The following is a 15,961-nucleotide window of genomic DNA, read 5'->3' on the forward strand; positions in this document are numbered from 1 at the left end:
CGTCTGCGGTGTGGGATCCGTCGGGGGATCGCTGTGGACTGCGGTGGGTGCGCCGTACGGCACGACGAGACCCTCGCGTGCCGTACGGCGGGTGACCGGCCCCGAGCGGGGGATGATCGTGACCGGTCACGTCGGTCGGGAGGCCGGGCGCCGGTCCCGCGTCAGGGGACGAGGACGATCTTGCCGAGCTGGGCCCGGGCTTCCATCAGTTCGTGTGCCTTGACGGCCGCGTCGAGCCCGAGCCGCTCGTGGACGACCGGGCGCACCTTGCCGGTGGCGATCATGTCGAGCAGGTCGCGCTGTCCCGCGGCGATGACCTCGGGCTTGTTGTAGAGCATGGCGTAGAGAGCGAATCCGGCCACGGTCTTCATCCGGCTGAGCATCAGCGGGTGAATGGGCTGGATGTCGCCGCTGGCCGAGCCGTAGAAGACCAGTCGGCCGAACTGGGCGGTGAGGGCGACGCTCTTGGTGAGGATGTCGCCGCCCACGGTCTCCAGTACGACGTCCACGCCCCGGCCCTCGGTGGCGGCCCGGACCTGCTCGTCCCAGTCGTCGTCGGTGTAGTTGACCGTGACATCGGCACCCAGGTCACGGACGAAGTCCAGTTTGGCCTGGGTGCCGGCGGTGGCGATCACCTTCCCGGCGCCCATCGCCTTGGCGATCTGCACGGCGAGGTGGCCGACGCCCCCGGAGGCCGCGTCGATCAGGATCGACTCGCCGGGCTGGAGCCGGCCGGACTCCTTGATGGCGTGGTACGCCGTCTGGGCCGGGCTGGGCAGCAGGGTCGCCTCGGCGGCGTCCATGGTGTCCGGGATGGTGATGGCCCAGGCGGCGTCGGCGGTCACGTAGTCGGCGTAGGCGCCGCGGTCGACGTCGACGACGATCCGGTCGCCGATGCCGACGTGGGTGACGCCTTCGCCGAGTGCCTCGACGACGCCGGCGACATCGCCGCCGGGGGCACCGGGCAGCGAGGCGTGGCCGCCGATCGGGATGCCCTGACGGCGCTGGACCTCGGCGAACGTGACGCCGACGGCTTGGGTGCGGATCAGCACTTCGCCCGGTCCGGGCTGCGGCCTCTCCGCCTCTTCGACACGCAGCACCGAGGGGGCCCCGTGCTCGTAGTGGCGGACGATGCGCATGGTGTTCTCCCAACTAGGAGGTGTTGTCGAGCCGCGGACTCATCGCCTGACGGCTCCGCCCAGGGATCCGGGTTGCGGAAGGTGGAGTGCGGACGGCGATCGCGTGCCGCCACCCCTTCATTACATGTCATCAGTCATGTAATTGTCAAGATGCACATCTGTGCATCAATGCATCGAGGTGAGGGTCAGGGAACCAGCACGACGCGGCCGAGCTGGGAGCGCGACTCCATCAGCTCGTGCGCCGCCGCGGCGTCCTTCAGCGGCAGCTCGGCGTGGACGACGGGACGGACCTTGCCGGAGGTCACCATGTGCAGCAGTTCCCGGGCACCCTCGGCCATGGCGTCCGGCTTCCCGCCCATCACACCCCACATGCTGAAACCCATGACGACGCGGTTGTCGAAGATGTCGGCGACCTCGAGGGCCGGCAGTTCGCCGCCCGCCGCGCCGTACACCACCGTCCGCCCGAACTGGGCGGTGAGGTTCACGCACTTGGTGAGAATCTCCCCGCCGACGGTCTCCAAAGCGGCGTCGACCCCCCGGCCGCCGGTCGCGGCGCGCACCTTCTCCTCCCAGCCGTCCTCGCCGTAGTCGACGGTGACATCCGCGCCGAGCGACGCGGCGAAGGCCAGCTTCTTCGCTCCGCGGGCGGCGGCGATGACCTGGCCCGCACCGAGTGCCTTGGCCATCTGGACCAGCAGATGGCCGATACCTCCCGCCGCGGCGGTGATCAATACGGACTCGCCCGGCCGGAGCTTCGCCGCGGTGACGATCACGTGGTAAGCGGTCTGGCCGGGGATGGGCAGCGAGGTGGCCTGGCCGGCGTCGATCCCCTCGGGGACGGCGAACAGCCAGTCGGCCCGGGTGACGACGTACTCGGCGTATCCGTCCTGGGCGACCCCGGTGACCACCCGGTCGCCGACTCCGACCTGGTCGACGCCCTCGCCGACCTGCTCCACGACACCCGCCACGTCGCCGCCCGGCGAGCCGGGAAGGGTGGCCGGGCCGCCGACCGGGATGCCCTGACGACGCTGGCACTCGGCGAAGTTGACCCCCACCGCCTCCGTGCGGATCAGGACCTGGCCGGGACCGGGAACAGGTGTACCGGCCTTCTCGAGTCGCAGCACCGAGGGGGCGCCGAACTCGTGGTGTCGGACGATGTGCATGGACGTATTCCTCTTTCTTTCGCGTGCACTGCGGGTTCTGCCGAGTGCGTTACGGGGTGAGGGACGGTAACGAGCCGGATCGGGCCGGGGCGAGTTCGACGAGCGAGCGCACCCGGCCCAGCCCGGCCACCCGGCCCAGCGAGAGTCCGGCTCCGGCCGCCAGGTCGCGCAGTTGCTCGGTGGTGCGCATCCTCCCGCCCAGGTAGACGAGCATCCGCAGGTCCAGATCGGTCTGGTCGGTCTGGACATCGAGCAGCCCCTCGATGACCAGGACCCGCCCGCGCGGGCGGACTGCCTCGGCGCAGCGCCGCAGGATTTCGGCCGCCCGGCCGTCGGGCCAGTTCAGCAGGACGTTGGACAGCAGGTACACATCTCCGCCGGCGGGCAGCGGATCGAAGAAGCTGCCCGCCACCGCGCGGCAGCGCTCCTGGAGTCCGGCGGCCGCGAAGTCCCGCTCGGCCGCCGCAGCGGGCCCCTCCAGGTCGAGCAGGGTGCCCCGCGCGCCCGGGGTGGCGGCGACCACGGCCGCGAGCAGGTCGCCACTGCCGCCGCCCACGTCGACGACGTGCCGTACGGCGTGCCAGTCGCCTTGGGCCAGCAGATCGGGTACGACCCAGCGCATGCTCGCGGCCATCCGCCGCGCGAAGGTCTCCGCGAGCGCGCGGTCCGACTCGATGTCCGCCCAGAATTCCTGCCCGTACAGCGCACGGTAGACGGGGGAGCCGGAGCGCACGGCGTCGAGCAGGCGGAACGCCGCGGCCTCGCCCCGGCCGGTCGGGCCGTCCAGACGGAGCCAGTCGCGGCCCGACTGCGGAACGTCGTGGCGCAGCAGGGCGCCGAGTTCGGTCGGCTCGTAGCCCCCCTCGGGGAGCGGGCGGTAGATCCCGGCGTTGACCAGGTGGCCGAGGAGGCGGCCCAGAGCGGTCGCGTCCACCTCCGCCGCACGGGCCAGCGACTCGACCGTGACCGTTCCGGAGGCCATGTGATCCGACAGTCCGAGGGTGGCGGCCACTCTGATGGCCATCGGGGTGATCAGGTCGCTCTTGTCCAACAACTCTTGCGACCAGGGGGGTTTGCTCACTTCGTCCTCTTGCGTGCACACGTGGTGTGGGTGAGGGTGCCACGTCGGCCGAAGGAATGGGGCCGCGCCCCGGCCGCCTCGGCCCCTCGTCAGACGGTGCCGAACCAGGTGGTCACGGCCGCGGTCAGCGACTCCCGCAGGTCCGCCTCCGGCATGTCCCGGTCCGCGGCCCAGGCGACATAGCCGTCGGGGCGGACCAGCAGGCCGGCCAACTGCGGTTCCTGAGCGCACGCGGCCCGGACGTGCTGGAGTCGGCCCGCCCAGGAGACGCCCGCGGCCCACTTTTCGTGCACCTGGCCGATCTGTGTCTCCCCGGTCAGGTCGAGCAGCACGCCGGTACCGCGCTTCAGGTACTTGGGCAGGAGCCGGACGCCGTCCTCGGTCCTCAGCTCCAGGTCGCGGGCGAAGTCGCCGAGCAGCCGATGCCGGGGGCCGGCGATCGGGTAGCGGACGGTGACCCCGCTGAGCATCTCGGCGAGGTGGCGGTTCACCTGCTCCTTGCGCATGAGGTCGGTGAAGAGCCGGCGCAGCGGGGTGACATACGGATCCGGGTCCATCAGCGCGATCTGCGCCCGCGTGTTGGCCAGCACCTCGCGGGCCGGAGCCTGACGCTCGCGGTCGTAGCTGTCGAGCAGGCCCTCGGGAGCCCAGCCGTGCACCGCGCCGGCCAGCTTCCAGCCGAGGTTGAAGGCGTCCTGGAGGCCGAGGTTGACACCCTGGCCGCCGACCGGGAAGTGGGTGTGGGCGGCGTCGCCCGCGATCAGCAGACGGCCTTCGCGGTAGCGGTCGGCCTGGCAGGCGGAGTCGGTGAAGACGGAGAGCCAGCGCGGCGAGTGCGCGCCGAGGTCGTCGCCCCAGATCTCACACAGACTCGCGGTCAACTCGTCCAGGGTGAGCTCCGCACCGGACTCCCGGTCGGCCCCGAAGTCGAACGTGGACACCCGGTGGTAGGTGTCGTCGAGGGGTACACAGAACAACAGGCCGCGTTCGGTGCGCTCCATGCCCATGGGGGCGTTCTCTCGGTCGGCGAGGATCACGTCGCCGAGCCGGGCGGTGACCCGTCCGCCGGTGCCCGGAAAGGCGATGCCGGCCTCCCGGCGAACCAGACTGCGACCGCCGTCGCAGCCCACGGCGTACTTGGCGCGCACGGTGTAGGAGCCGTCGGGCCCGGTCACCTCGGCCTCGACACCCTCGGTGTCCTGCCGTATCGCGGTGACCTCGTGTCCTCGCCGGATCTCGGCGCCGAACTCGGCGGCACGCTCCTCCAGCAGGCGTTCGGTCCTGGTCTGCTCGCTGAGCAGGGCGTAGCCGTGCTCGCTGTCGAGGGCGGAGAAGTCGACCCATTCGCCCAGACCGGCGAAGTGGCCGTTGTTCCAGGAGCGGGCGCCGTCGCGGAACCGTTTGAGCAGGCCCCGCCGGTCGAGCGACTCCAGGGAGCGGGCGTGCAGCCCGAATGCCTTGGAGTGCGGGGTGCGCTCGGGCAGCCGCTCGAGCACGACCGCCCGGACCCGGGAGATGCGGAGCTCCGCGGCGAGCAGCATGCCGACGGGGCCGCCGCCGACGATCAGCACGTCGAAGTCGACGTCGGTGTCGTAGGTGATCTCGAAGTCACGATCGGACTCCGGTGGCAAGGGACGGGACACGGCGTCCTCCAAGGACGGGAGCAATACATGCGCCAAAGCAGGTATATGCTTGATGTCATGCAGTGGATGGAGAGCATACAGATGCTCGTCTGTTGTAATCAACTCGCCTAGAATGCGGACATGGACACTTCGACTCAGCCCCCGCCGCGGGCAGAGGACCTGCTCGACGCCGTCGGCCCCGCCTTCTCCCGGCTGCGGCGTGCGCAGGCGCTGAACGTGGAGAAGCAGGTGTCCCGCAAGGACTTGACCAGGACGCTGGTCCTCAACATCGTCCAGGACGGGCCGGACCAGGAGGGCCAGGAGATCACCGTCGGTGTCGTGGGCGAGCGACTCGCCGTCGACCCCTCCGTGGCGAGCCGGATGGTCTCCGACTGCATCACCGCCGGCTATCTGATCCGCGCGGCCTCACAACGCGACGGCCGCCGTACGATCCTCCAGCTCACCCCGGAAGGGCATGACACGCTCGCCCGCTTCCGCCGCCACCAGCGCGCGGCCTTCGAGCGCATCACCGGGGACTGGCCGGAGGAGGAACGGCTGGAGTTCGCCCGCCTGCTGATCAAGTACGTGGACTCCGTAGGCGAGTTGCAGCAGGATGCCGGCTCGGCCTGACCCTCCGGCACGAGCGGGGAAGGGGCCGCGACGGCCATCGCCGCGGCCCCCGGTCCGCTACCCCTCACCCGTACGGGAGTCCCGCGCGAGGACGCTGCGCAGGACCGCCGTCAGCACCCCGGTCTCCTCGCCCCGCGGGTCCGCGCCCGGCGACCGCCACGCGACCACACCGTCCGGCCGTATCAGTACCGCGCCCTCGGGGCGCAGACCGCCGTAGCGTTCGGAGAAGGTGCCGTCCGGGTCGGTGAGCGTGCCCGCCCCGCCGCCCGCGCCCGGCACCACCCGGCGGGCCACGAGTCGCAGGCCCAGTTCGGCGGACGCGGAGACTGCGGCCGAGATCCACTCGCCGCCGCGCTCCCCGGTCAGCAGGACGAAGTCCCGTCCGAAGAGGTCGAGCGTCGAGACGGGTTCGCCGCCCCGTGACAACGTCGCGTAGGGCGCACGGGTCCCCGGCACGCCGCGCAGCGCCCGCGGATCGGAGGCGACGGGAAGGTGCGCTCCTCCCGGCTCACCGACGACCGCGGCGGAGCGGTACGCCTGGCCGGACGTCACCGTCACCGCGTCCGCGACGGCGGCCCGCTGCTCCGGGGTGGCGGTGCCGGAGCGCAGGGCGAGCTGAAGGGCCCCCTGTTCGGCCGTGTAGCCGGCCACGGGCCGCCGTTCGGTGTCGTACGTGTCCACGAGGCCCGGCCCCGCGACGCCCCCGACCACCAGGGCGAGCTTCCAGGCGAGGTTGTGGGCGTCGGCGATACCGGTGTTGGCTCCGTAGCCCCCGGTCGGCGGCACCACGTGCGCCGCGTCCCCGGCGAGCAGCACCCGCCCGTGCACGAAGCCCTCGGCGACCTGTTCCGCCATGTCCCACGGGAAGCGCGATCGGATCGTCACCTCGGCCGCGGGCGCCCCTACGGCGGCCCTCACCAACTCGGCACAGCGGCCCTCGGTGAAGTCCTCCAGGCTCTCGCCGTCCTCGGGCCGGTACTCGACGATCAGTGTGCCCCCGGTCAAGGTGTCGTCATGCACGAGGATGCCGGTGACCTGGTCGTTCTTCACATGAATCACGCTGTAGCGGCGCTCCCCCAGCACCGGCCGCAGATCCGCCCCGAAAGCGATGCTCACATGCCGGGACAGCACACCACGCCCCTGCCGGGGCACCTTCAGTGCCTCTCGCACCGTACTGCGCGGCCCGTCGCAGGCCACGAGGTAGGAGCTTCGGAAGGTGCGGGCGCCGTTGTCGTCACCGAGGACGGCGGTCACCCCCTCCGGATCTTCCACGAAGGACGACAGTTCCGTGCCGAACCTGAGGTCGGCGCCCAGCTCCGCGGCCCGGTAACGCAGCAGCGGCTCCAGCCGGTCCTGGGGCAGCAGCAGCAGCCGCGACGGGGTGAGGTCACCCAGGTCGTCGTCGCCCTCCAGTTCCTCCTTGCTGAACAGCACCTCCCCCGCCAGCGAGGTCACCCCGGCACGCGTGCGGTGGGTGGCGAACCCCGCCGCCTCCCGTACGGCCGCGTCCTCCACGCCGGCCTGCCGCAGCAGCTCCCCGGTCCTGGGGTAGTAGCCGACGGCCCTCGGGTGGATGGACGTGCCCGGATGGCGCTCCACCAGGGTGCACCGGACTCCGTGCCGGGCCAGGAACAGGGCGGTGGACAGCCCGACGAGGCTGCCGCCGACGATCAGTACGGGCGCGCTGGGGGAAGGGTCGGAGACAGTCGTCATCGCACAAGTCCCTCTCTGGACGTCGGCTTCGGGCATCGGCTCACGCAACGGGGCATCGCTCTGCTCACGGGGTCGGCAGCCCAGCGCGGCCCAGGTCCAGGTAGTCGACGACCTCCCAGTGCTCCGCGACCTTGCCGCGCTCGATGCGGAACTGGTCGCAGGTACGCATCCGAAGCGGCAGCCCGGAGGGTCCGCCGCCGCTCCACGCGCCGGTGAGCGTGCCGGTCCAGGTCACGAAGACCATCACCCGGTCGTCCACGGCGACGATGTGGTCCACGGTGGTGACCAGATCGGGAAAGGCGGCGATGTTGTCCGCGAAGAACGCCTTGAACGCGTCGAGCCCGTCCGGCACCGCGTCGGTACGCATGTTGTGGTGCCGGTAGTCCTGGTGGTAATAGCGTCCGGCCAGGTCCAGCCGGTGCCGGCTGAAGACGTCACGGTACGCGCCGAGCACCAGCTCCGCGTTGGCCCGCTCGATGTCGGTGTGCGGGCCGTGCAGACCGGGGGCGGCCGGCTGACGGGGCTGCTCCGGCCCGAAGTCCACGCCGAGCGCGGCGAGCACGTCCCGGTCCACCACGTTCCAGTGCTCGGCGACCCGGGTGTCCCTCAGCCGGTACAACTCGGCCGTGTGCAGCCGGATATCGGCACCCGACCGGGTGCGTCCGGTCCACCTCGCGAAGAGCATCACCCGGTCGTTGTCCGCCACCAGATGATCGATGTCGGCGCGCAGCTCCGGGAATTCGCGGTCCCGTGTCCGCCTGCCCTCCGGGTCGTGTTCGACCCAGTCGGCGTGGAAGAAGCGGTCCGTCTCCTCGAAGCGGCGCTCGCGGTAGAGCGCCCCGTACAGCTCACGGACCAGTTCGGCGTTGCGCGCGCGCTGCCCGGCGGGGGTCACGGTGGTCATGGGGTCCTCTCAGTTCGGCTCTTGTAGGGGAGGGTCAGGAACGGGCGACCGCTCTGCCCTGAGCGCGTAGGTCGACCAGTGCGAGTCGGCCTCGAAGCCGAGCTTCCGGTTGAGCGCGACCACGGCCGTGTTGGCGGTGTCGTTGAAGACCTGGAACAGCGCGAGACGGCTGTTTTCCCCGGCGGCCCCGAGCAGCAGTGCGGCCTTCAGCCACGTGGCGAGACCGCGCCGCCGGTGCTGTGGCAGCACCAGCGTCTCGCCGACGTCCGCCATGGGGCCGCTGCGCACGAACACGGTGGCGTACGCGACGATCGCCGTGCCTTCCTCGGGCAGTGCCGCGACCACGTGGGGCCGGTGCCCGGCCCGCTCCGCCTCGGCCTCCCGCGCCCTTACCTCGTCGACGGCGGGGCGTCGCATCCGGGACTGGCCGTTGACCCGTTCCTCCAGCGCGCTCCAGGCCCGCGCGTAGGTTTCCACCAGGTCGTCGGGGCAGGAACCCTGCCACGCCACCTGCCGGTATCCGGGCACCGGCCGAGCCGCGGCGGCCTGCAGCACGGCACGGGCGGGACCGTCCGGACACAGCCGGTGGCGCACGCTCTCGCCGGTGAGTTCCGCGCCGAGCCCCGCCGCGAAGCGCTCACCGGCCGCCGTCCTGGGAGCGTCGGCCAACAGCAGTTCCCGTCCCCGCTCCCGTAGCCCCGCCAGTCCTGCGGCCGCCAGGGCCCGCCCGGCGCCACGTCGCCGGAAGCCGGGGAACACCCACAGCGAACCGTGTCCCGGTCCGGTCGGATCCTCCAGGTCCAGCCCGAGCTTCAGCACCCCGGCCGGGGTGCCGCCGTCGTACGCGACGAGCACGATCCGCTCGGTCCCCTGCCGTCGCTGGAACAGCCGCGCCAGAAGCGACTCCGTGACCGGCGGGTCACCGGGCAGCTCAAGGCTCATGGTCTCCCGGAACCCGGGAAGCAACGCGGCGATGGTCGCCGGCTCATCGCCGTCGAGAGCTCGAATCTCCATGCCCACAAGGTGGCCCGGATCTCTCGAAGCACCGTCGAGGACAACTCGACACCGGACGCGGGCACCGGCACGGAAAGGGACCGGCCCCCGTCGCGCTCCAGGTTTCCCTGCGAGGCGACGGGGGCGCGGTACGACGAGGGGCAGCCGGCCGGACGCGTCAGGCGCCGCCGGTCACGCGGAGCGTCTCGCCGTGGGTGTTGCGGTTGGCGGCCGAGCCGAGGAAGACGACGGCCGCGGCCACGTCCTCGGGTGCCGACATCCGGCCCGACGGGAGGGTGCGGCCCTTCTCCTCCAGGAAGCCGGGGGGCACGTGCGCCCGCACGGTCTGCGTGCTGGTCTGCCCCGGCACCACCATGTTGACCAGGATTCCCTCGGGCCCCAGCTCCCAGGCCAGGCTCCGCATCAGCCCGAAGTACGCGGACTTCGCCGCGCCGTATGCTCCCGCCCCGGCCTTGCCGGTGTCCGCGAGTCCCGCCCCCAGTAGCACGACCCGGCCCCACGGTCGCCCGCGCATCCACGGCAGCGCCGCCTGCAGCGTGTGGAACACGGCGTCGACCGATGTGCGCAGCACCTCCTGCCACTGCTTCGCCGGTACGTCCTCGAAGCGCGGCACCGGCTGCCCGGGCCGCGGGATCGCCTCGCTCCAGACCACCGCGTTGGCCACCAGCACATCAAGGCCGCCCCACTCCTCGGCGACCCGTCCCACCGTGTCCCGTATGCACCGCTCGTCCGCGAGGTCGTAGCGCACCACCAGCGGTGTACCGCCCGCCTCGGTCACCAGCCGGGCCGTCTCCCGGGCCCCGTCCCTATCGCTGTGGTAGGTGATCGCGACCCTGGCCCTCTCTTCCCCGTACGCCACCGCCGTCGCCCGGCCGATGCCCGAAGAGGCGCCGGTGACCAGCACGGCCTTGTTCCGCAGATCCGTCCTCATGACTCCGCCTCGGTCGTCGGGGCGCGCAGGCCGATGCTCTGCGCGTGCCGGAAGAAGTCGTCCGGGTCGTAGGCCCGCTTCACGGCGCGCAGCCGGCGAAGGTTCGCGCCGAAGTACTCCCTCTCCCAGTCCCCGGCCATCCGTGAGCTGGGGAAGTTGATGTACGAGCCGCAGGCGAGCGGTTCCAGTGCCGTCGCCGCACGGTCCGCCAGCGTGGTCAGCCTCGCCGGCGCCTCCGGGTCCTCGGCCGCCCTGCGGCACGCGAACTGATAGCCGATCAGGAACCGTGCGTCCCGGTGGGCGTAAGCGGTCGCGGCCCCCGGCACCCGGCTCGCCGCACCGCCCAGCGCGATGCACAGCAGGTACCGCTCCTGGCCCGCGGCGTCGAGCGAGGGGTCCCAGGCGGCGAGGAGCGCCGCCGACTCCGTCCGGGTCGCGGCCCGGGCGGTCAGCCGGTAGCTCTGGCGAGTGTACGGATGCCGGTGCCCTTCCGCCCCGGGTCCGGTCCCGGTACGACGACACTGGGCCACCGTCTTCGAACCGCACAGCGCCTCGTGCATCACCTCGGCGTAGCCGCCTCGCGCGCCCACGGTGCGGCTCAGCGGTTTGCTCCCGGCCCGTTCCGCCAGTTCGTCCAGCCCCGCGCGCAACGCCCCGTCCGAGCCCAGGTGCACGCCCCAGACCTTGACCACGGGACGTCCGCCGGGCCCGAACATGCCCGGCAGCACCACCAGCGAGGTGCCCAACTCGTCAGGGCCGTCAACGGCCCACTGCTGCCAGGCCGTCAGCACTTCGACGGCGTCGTCGTACGCCCACAGCGTCTCGAAGCCGGTCAGCTCGGGCGCGTGGATCGGACGCACGTCGAACTCCGTGACCACGCCGAAGGTTCCTCCGCCGCCACCACGCAGCGCCCAGTACAGATCGGGCTCCTCGGTGGGCGAGCAGCGGACCGTCCTGCCGTCCGCGAGCACCACACGTGCCGCGGTGACCCGGTCGCTGCCGAGTCCGAACCTCCGCGTCTGCCAGCCGATACCGCCGCCGGTCAGGAATCCGCCCGCGGCGACCGTGGGAAACGTGCCCGTGGTGATCTGCCGTCCCTGGGTGCGCAGGGCGTCCAGCGCGTCCAGCGACCGGACGCCCCCGCCGAGCCCCACCACGGGCCCCCGGGTCACGGCGTGGTTCATCCGGGACAGGTCGACGACCAGCCCCGGACCGGTCGACCAGCCGTTGAAGCTGTGGCCGCCGCCCCGGACGTGCAGCCGCACCCCGTGCTCCCGGGCGTGGCGCACGCACAGCGCGACATCCCGTTCGGAGACGCAGTACGCGACGGCGTGCGGCTCGATCGTGTCGTACTCGGTGTTCTGGAGCTGCCGGGCCAGAGCGAAACCCGCCTCGTCCGGCAGAACCAGGTCCCCGTCGAGCCGTTCCCGCAGCACCGCGGCCCGCATCAGCCGTCGAGGCCGAACTTGCCCGCGGTCACCTTTGAGCCCGCGTGCCCGCGCAGCCTGGTGCCCTGCGGGTCGAAGAAGTCGGCGCCGCCGGTGCCCTGCCACTCGGTGTCCGAGACAAACTCGCCCGACACCCGGACGTGTGCCTCCCCCACGTGCCGGCCCTCGGGATCTGCGGCCAGGATGTGGAACCCGTACTCGAAGCTGTCCGGGCCCGTGGCACGCCAGGTACCCAGGCCGATGTTCTTGGTGTTGAGCTGCGTGGAGACGACCGAACCGTCCGCCGAGAAGCAGACGAGCCCGGGAACGGCCTTCCCGTCGTCGTCCAACCGCGTGGTCCAGGTGCCGACCAACCGTACGTCGCTCATGACAGATCTCCTCGGCTCTCTGGGGAAACTGGGGGAGTGGAATGTCCCGGCCAGCCTTCCGGCCTCCTCTCAAGATCCGCTCGAAACGCCCTGTAGCGGGGCGGATCCGCCCGCGGCGGACGGCACAAGGGCTCGCAGCCCGGGTGCCGGAACGCGACCGCGTGCACGGACCCGAGCGCCACCAGGGCCCGGTAGGACGGCAGCAGGAGGAAACGCGCGAGCCACCGCCACAGAGCTTCCAGGGCAGTGCGGCGGGGTGATACGGCGCTCTTGTCGGGATGCCCCTCGGGGAGGAGATCCGGATCGAACGGACGAAGGGGCACGGCACTCCCAAGTATCGATGGGGTCGATGCGACGGAGTCGTCAAGCGGCCCGGACGGCCATCTCCACACCGTCGTCGAGGGGAAGCGCAAGCGACACGTAGCCGCCGGAGGACCGGACGTGGGCGAGGAACTCGGCGCACGTCGTCCCGACGTCCCGCGCGCCATGGGCCACCACCACCGCGCCCGGCAGCATCCGGGGCTCCACCAGCCTCAGCAACGCGAGGAAGGACTGCGGCGGACCACCGAGCAGCAGCAGGTCGACCGGCCCGGGGGCGGTCGTGTGCAACCGCTCGGGCCCATCCGCCCGCACCTCCGCGTACCGCCCGAGCCCGGCCTTCTCGACCGCCGCCGCGGTGGCCTCGGCGCGTACGGGGTCCGGCTCGCAGCAGATGACCCGGCCGCGCCCGTTCTCGCTCAGCGCCGCCGCGAGCCCGGCGGTGACCGACTCGGGCGGGCAGCCGATCTGGAGCACGTTGAGCGGTCCGGCCAACAGCACCAACTGCCGGAGGAGGACACCGGTGGTGGCCCCGGCGGAAGGCACGGCGGAGCATTCGATGGAAGAGGCGGCACTGGGCATGCGGAACTCCCCGTCACGAGGTCCGAGACATTCGAGGTCTCTCGGCCCGAGCGTTACAGACGCCGCCGCCACGAGCGACGGCCCTGGATGCCTTCCCGAGCGAGGCTTCAGCCGCGCTCCAGTACCCCGACCGGCTCCCCGCACCCGGGTGCCGCCCCGAAGCGACCCGCCCGGTGCGGACACGCCGATCGGCCGAACCCCGCACGTGGACGCCCGGGGCGGGCGACAGGCACGCCGAGAGCGCGGATCGCCTCACCCTCCGGGGAAAGCAGGCGGGAGGCGCCGGTCCCAGGCCGTCCCCTCGGTCTCCCGTGCTTTCCGTCGGGGACGGCGAGCGCCGTCCCGGCTCCGGGCGCACGGAGTGGGCCGGGGGTGGGCGGTCAGAGGGGTTCCGGTTGGGGGGTGGGGGTGGGGCGGGGTGGGGGTGTGGCGGTCGAGGTGGTGGTGCGGGTGTAGGCGTAGATCACCGAGGTCGTCGCCAGGAGGAGCAGCGGACCGGCGACCAGGGGGTGTTCGGCCATCGGGAGGGGCAGGTAGCGGTAGGAGAGGAGCAGGGCGGTGAAGACCGTCGCTCCGTAGGCGACCAGCCGGGTGCCCGCGCGGTCCCAGCCCCGGTCGTACGCGCGCAGGGCCGCCTCGACGGTGAGCACGAACACCACGCCGGCGATGAGGTCCACGCCGTAGTGGTAGCCGAAGCCCAGGGTCGCGGTGAGGGTGGCGACCAGCCAGAACGTTCCTGCGTACCGCAGGAGGCGCGGGCCCTTGCGGGTGTGGAGGAAGATGGCCACGGCCCACGCCGTGTGCAGGCTGGGCATGCAGTTGCGCGGGGTGATCCCGTCGAAGGGCATGGCCTGTGGGGTGGCGAGCGGTGGCAGCGTCCGCGGCCACAGGTCGCCCACCGCCCACTGCGTGCTGGACGGGATGTCCGGGGCCCACAGGCTGACCGGCGCCCAGTAGTCGGTGCCGGTGCCGTAGGCGAAGAGCGGTCCGACCACCGGGAAGATCATGTAGAAGGCCGGTCCGAGGAGGCCGATCACCAGGAAGGTGCGCACCAGGTGATGGGCCGGGAAGCGGCGTTCGCGCGCCACTCCGCGCAGTTGGTACAGGGCGACGACGACCGCGGCCACCGCGAGCTGGCCGTAGACGATGTCGAGGAGGTTGAAGCCGAGGGAGCCGGTGGCCGCGACCGCCCGGCCCACCAGCCAGGACGGTTCGCCCAGTGCGTGGTCGGCGGTCGCCACGTACTGGTCGAGCACGGTCGGGCGGGCCTTCGAGGTGATCAGCAGCCAGGTGTCCCCGGTCTTGCGGCCGGCCACCAGCAGCAGGCCGAGCCCGACGCCCTTCAGCAGCAGGACGCGCTCCTCGCCGGTGCGGCGGGTGACCGCGACGGCCCCGCAGCCGAGGACCACCCACAGCGCGCCGTTGCCGAAGGGGTGGCCGCCGCTCGTACCGCCGTCGGTCATCCACCGGACCAGCGCGAAGACGAGGTCGATACCGATCGCCGCGCCCACCGCGACGAACCGTTGCCGCCAGGTGAGGACCACCATCGTCAGCGCCAGGGCGGCGTAGAGCAGGCCACCCGATTTGGGGGCGACGACCAGTTCCCGCACCTGGCCGGCGATCGGCCCCGGCAGGCCGTGGCGGTGCGCGGTGAACTCCAGCGCGATCAGGAATCCGAGGGCCGCGACACCCGCTGCGGCCCAGAGTCCCGCCCGTGGCCGCGGGCTCGCGGAGAACACGGATCTTCGGCTTGTCGGCGGGGCGTCCCGCGGCGGTATGGGTATCAACGTGTGACTACTTTGTTAGGTATCGGCCATGAAGCGTGGGCTGTTCTCGTCACTTGCGACTGGAACTGCTCATTCCTCGCAAAGAGCTGCCCACAGAAGTAAGACGCACGATCACCGCCAGGGTTGCGGCGGGACCGCCGCCGTCCTGCCGAGCCACCCCCCGGCCGACGCCCGGTGAAAATAGGCACAGGGGTATGTGCAGGTCAAGAGGCATGTGGGCGGGAGCCGGCGACATGCCTCGCGGGCGGCGGGACGGCCCGGATCATGTGACCCGGGCCGTCCCGCCGCCCGCCGCCGACTGCCTGCCGGCTGTTGGTTGTTGGCTGTTGCTTGCTGGTTGCTGGTTGCTGCTTGCCGGCTGCTGCTTGCCGCCTGCCGTGATCAGGTGGCGCCTGTCGGATCTGGGTACCGCCGGGTCACCAGGTCAGGGCGTCCTCCATGGTCGCCTGCCAGTACGAGACGCCGATCGAGTCGTCCACGTACACGCCCTTCGCCGGGAGCGCCGGGCGGGCGGTGCCCGCGCCGTCGTTGAAGAAGACCGTGAGGGACGTGGCGGTGTAGCCGTGGGAACCGCTGCCGTCCGCGGCCGAGAGCAGGACGCTGGCGTAGCCGGACTCGCCGGGGGCCAGCGTGACCACCGCCTGCGGCTTGGAGTCCTCGATGGCCGGCGGGACGGACTGGGCCTCGTCGAAGCGGACCGCCGGGTAGCCGACGAGGTCGCAGTTCTTCGAGCCGGTGTTGGTGACGGTCAGGAGCAGGTGGTTCAGGGGGCGGGTGACCTCCGCGGCGGTCACCCGGGTGGAGGTGCCGGTGCAGGGGGCCGAGGCGGACGCCGAGTCCTCGGTGCCCGTGGAGCCCTTCGCACCCGTGGAGCCGTTCGCACCCGGGGTGCCCGTCGTGCCGTTCGCACCGGCCGCGCCGTCCGCCGAGCCCCCGGAGGCCCAGCCCGCCTGGCCCGCGTCGCTCGGCCCCGAGGCTCCCCCGCTCGCCCCGGGCGAGGCCGTGGGCGCCGACGAGGACGCGGAACCGGCCGAGGCGGCCCCCTCGTCGTGGAGTCCCTGTCCCCCACCGCACGCCGTCAACGTCAGCGCGGCGGCGGCGAGGGCAGCGGCGGCGAACAGGCGGGTGCGGTGGGTGCGGTGAGTCTGGTGGGCCTCGTGGACCTGGTGGGTGTGGTGGGTGTGGTGGGTGTGGTGGGTGCGAGTGGACATGTGATCCCCCTTGAGTGGTGCACGCGGTGGCGTCGGCCGCTCACCCGGTC

Annotated in this window: 14 protein-coding genes; 1 reads left to right on the forward strand and 13 read right to left on the reverse strand. The window is 72.1% G+C overall.

Features of this window, described 5'->3' with window-relative positions; all coding sequences use genetic code 11:
- Nucleotides 1–161: 161 nt before the first annotated feature.
- The 4 genes from VM636_RS14505 to VM636_RS14520 all read right to left on the reverse strand — a co-directional run bounded on the left by VM636_RS14505 (nt 162) and on the right by VM636_RS14520 (nt 5,026).
- Nucleotides 162–1,139, reverse strand: coding sequence for a zinc-binding dehydrogenase (locus tag VM636_RS14505; RefSeq protein ID WP_053912979.1), 978 nt, complete (start codon nt 1,137–1,139; stop codon nt 162–164).
- 185 nt (nt 1,140–1,324) lie between these two features.
- Complete coding sequence (locus tag VM636_RS14510) at nt 1,325–2,302, reverse strand: zinc-binding dehydrogenase (protein ID WP_030420261.1); 978 nt, start codon at nt 2,300–2,302, stop codon at nt 1,325–1,327.
- A 49-nt stretch (nt 2,303–2,351) separates the two neighbouring features.
- Nucleotides 2,352–3,383: a methyltransferase gene (locus tag VM636_RS14515; protein ID WP_159042097.1), complete on the reverse strand. Its 1,032-nt coding sequence runs from the start codon at nt 3,381–3,383 to the stop codon at nt 2,352–2,354.
- Between the two features lie 89 nt (nt 3,384–3,472).
- Nucleotides 3,473–5,026 carry an FAD-dependent monooxygenase gene (locus VM636_RS14520; protein ID WP_158786430.1) on the reverse strand — a complete coding sequence of 518 codons (1,554 nt, stop codon included), beginning with the start codon at nt 5,024–5,026 and terminating at the stop codon, nt 3,473–3,475.
- 120 nt (nt 5,027–5,146) lie between these two features.
- Between VM636_RS14520 and VM636_RS14525 the strand changes: the two genes are divergently transcribed.
- The gene (locus VM636_RS14525; protein WP_030420264.1) at nt 5,147–5,635 is read left to right on the forward strand and encodes a MarR family winged helix-turn-helix transcriptional regulator; all 489 of its coding nucleotides are present in this window, start codon (nt 5,147–5,149) and stop codon (nt 5,633–5,635) included.
- Nucleotides 5,636–5,692: 57 nt separating this feature from the next.
- Here VM636_RS14525 and VM636_RS14530 read toward each other — a convergent pair whose 3' ends face one another.
- The 9 genes from VM636_RS14530 to VM636_RS14570 form a co-directional block, all read right to left on the reverse strand.
- Entirely contained in the window at nt 5,693–7,348 is a 1,656-nt protein-coding gene (locus VM636_RS14530) for an FAD-dependent oxidoreductase (RefSeq protein ID WP_338484715.1), read from the reverse strand.
- Nucleotides 7,349–7,412: 64 nt separating this feature from the next.
- The gene (locus VM636_RS14535) at nt 7,413–8,252 is read right to left on the reverse strand and encodes an ester cyclase family protein (protein WP_338484717.1); all 840 of its coding nucleotides are present in this window, start codon (nt 8,250–8,252) and stop codon (nt 7,413–7,415) included.
- A 9-nt stretch (nt 8,253–8,261) separates the two neighbouring features.
- Nucleotides 8,262–9,266 carry a GNAT family N-acetyltransferase gene (locus VM636_RS14540; protein ID WP_107091309.1) on the reverse strand — a complete coding sequence of 335 codons (1,005 nt, stop codon included), beginning with the start codon at nt 9,264–9,266 and terminating at the stop codon, nt 8,262–8,264.
- A 157-nt stretch (nt 9,267–9,423) separates the two neighbouring features.
- On the reverse strand, nt 9,424–10,197 hold the full coding sequence (locus VM636_RS14545) for an SDR family oxidoreductase (RefSeq protein ID WP_030420268.1): 774 nt from the start codon (nt 10,195–10,197) through the stop codon (nt 9,424–9,426).
- Nucleotides 10,194–11,645 carry an FAD-binding protein gene (locus tag VM636_RS14550; RefSeq protein ID WP_037858146.1) on the reverse strand — a complete coding sequence of 484 codons (1,452 nt, stop codon included), beginning with the start codon at nt 11,643–11,645 and terminating at the stop codon, nt 10,194–10,196. Before VM636_RS14550 ends, VM636_RS14545 begins: the two co-directional genes overlap by 4 nt.
- Nucleotides 11,645–12,013 (reverse strand): hypothetical protein, encoded by a 369-nt coding sequence (locus VM636_RS14555; RefSeq protein ID WP_030420270.1) that lies wholly within the window; start codon nt 12,011–12,013, stop codon nt 11,645–11,647. Before VM636_RS14555 ends, VM636_RS14550 begins: the two co-directional genes overlap by 1 nt.
- Nucleotides 12,014–12,376: 363 nt before the next feature.
- Nucleotides 12,377–12,913: a class I SAM-dependent methyltransferase gene (locus VM636_RS14560; RefSeq protein ID WP_051821321.1), complete on the reverse strand. Its 537-nt coding sequence runs from the start codon at nt 12,911–12,913 to the stop codon at nt 12,377–12,379.
- A gap of 380 nt (nt 12,914–13,293) precedes the next feature.
- Entirely contained in the window at nt 13,294–14,652 is a 1,359-nt protein-coding gene (locus VM636_RS14565) for a phosphatase PAP2 family protein (RefSeq protein WP_338484722.1), read from the reverse strand.
- Nucleotides 14,653–15,116: 464 nt separating this feature from the next.
- Nucleotides 15,117–15,911, reverse strand: a complete 795-nt coding sequence (locus VM636_RS14570) for a DUF4232 domain-containing protein (RefSeq protein WP_338484724.1) — start codon at nt 15,909–15,911, stop codon at nt 15,117–15,119.
- Between the last annotated feature and the right edge of the window lie 50 nt (nt 15,912–15,961).

Source organism: Streptomyces sp. SCSIO 75703 (assembly GCF_036607905.1).
Taxonomy (GTDB): domain Bacteria; phylum Actinomycetota; class Actinomycetes; order Streptomycetales; family Streptomycetaceae; genus Streptomyces.

Coding starts and splice junctions, on each gene's coding strand:
- VM636_RS14535 (WP_338484717.1), bottom strand. CDS start 8,252: ATGACCACCGTGACCCCCGCCGGGCAGCGCGCGCGCAACGCCGAACTG.
- VM636_RS14510 (WP_030420261.1), bottom strand. CDS start 2,302: ATGCACATCGTCCGACACCACGAGTTCGGCGCCCCCTCGGTGCTGCGA.
- VM636_RS14530 (WP_338484715.1), bottom strand. CDS start 7,348: ATGACGACTGTCTCCGACCCTTCCCCCAGCGCGCCCGTACTGATCGTC.
- VM636_RS14545 (WP_030420268.1), bottom strand. CDS start 10,197: ATGAGGACGGATCTGCGGAACAAGGCCGTGCTGGTCACCGGCGCCTCT.
- VM636_RS14570 (WP_338484724.1), bottom strand. CDS start 15,911: ATGTCCACTCGCACCCACCACACCCACCACACCCACCACACCCACCAG.
- VM636_RS14555 (WP_030420270.1), bottom strand. CDS start 12,013: ATGAGCGACGTACGGTTGGTCGGCACCTGGACCACGCGGTTGGACGAC.
- VM636_RS14540 (WP_107091309.1), bottom strand. CDS start 9,266: ATGGAGATTCGAGCTCTCGACGGCGATGAGCCGGCGACCATCGCCGCG.
- VM636_RS14525 (WP_030420264.1), top strand. CDS start 5,147: ATGGACACTTCGACTCAGCCCCCGCCGCGGGCAGAGGACCTGCTCGAC.
- VM636_RS14550 (WP_037858146.1), bottom strand. CDS start 11,645: ATGCGGGCCGCGGTGCTGCGGGAACGGCTCGACGGGGACCTGGTTCTG.
- VM636_RS14505 (WP_053912979.1), bottom strand. CDS start 1,139: ATGCGCATCGTCCGCCACTACGAGCACGGGGCCCCCTCGGTGCTGCGT.
- VM636_RS14560 (WP_051821321.1), bottom strand. CDS start 12,913: ATGCCCAGTGCCGCCTCTTCCATCGAATGCTCCGCCGTGCCTTCCGCC.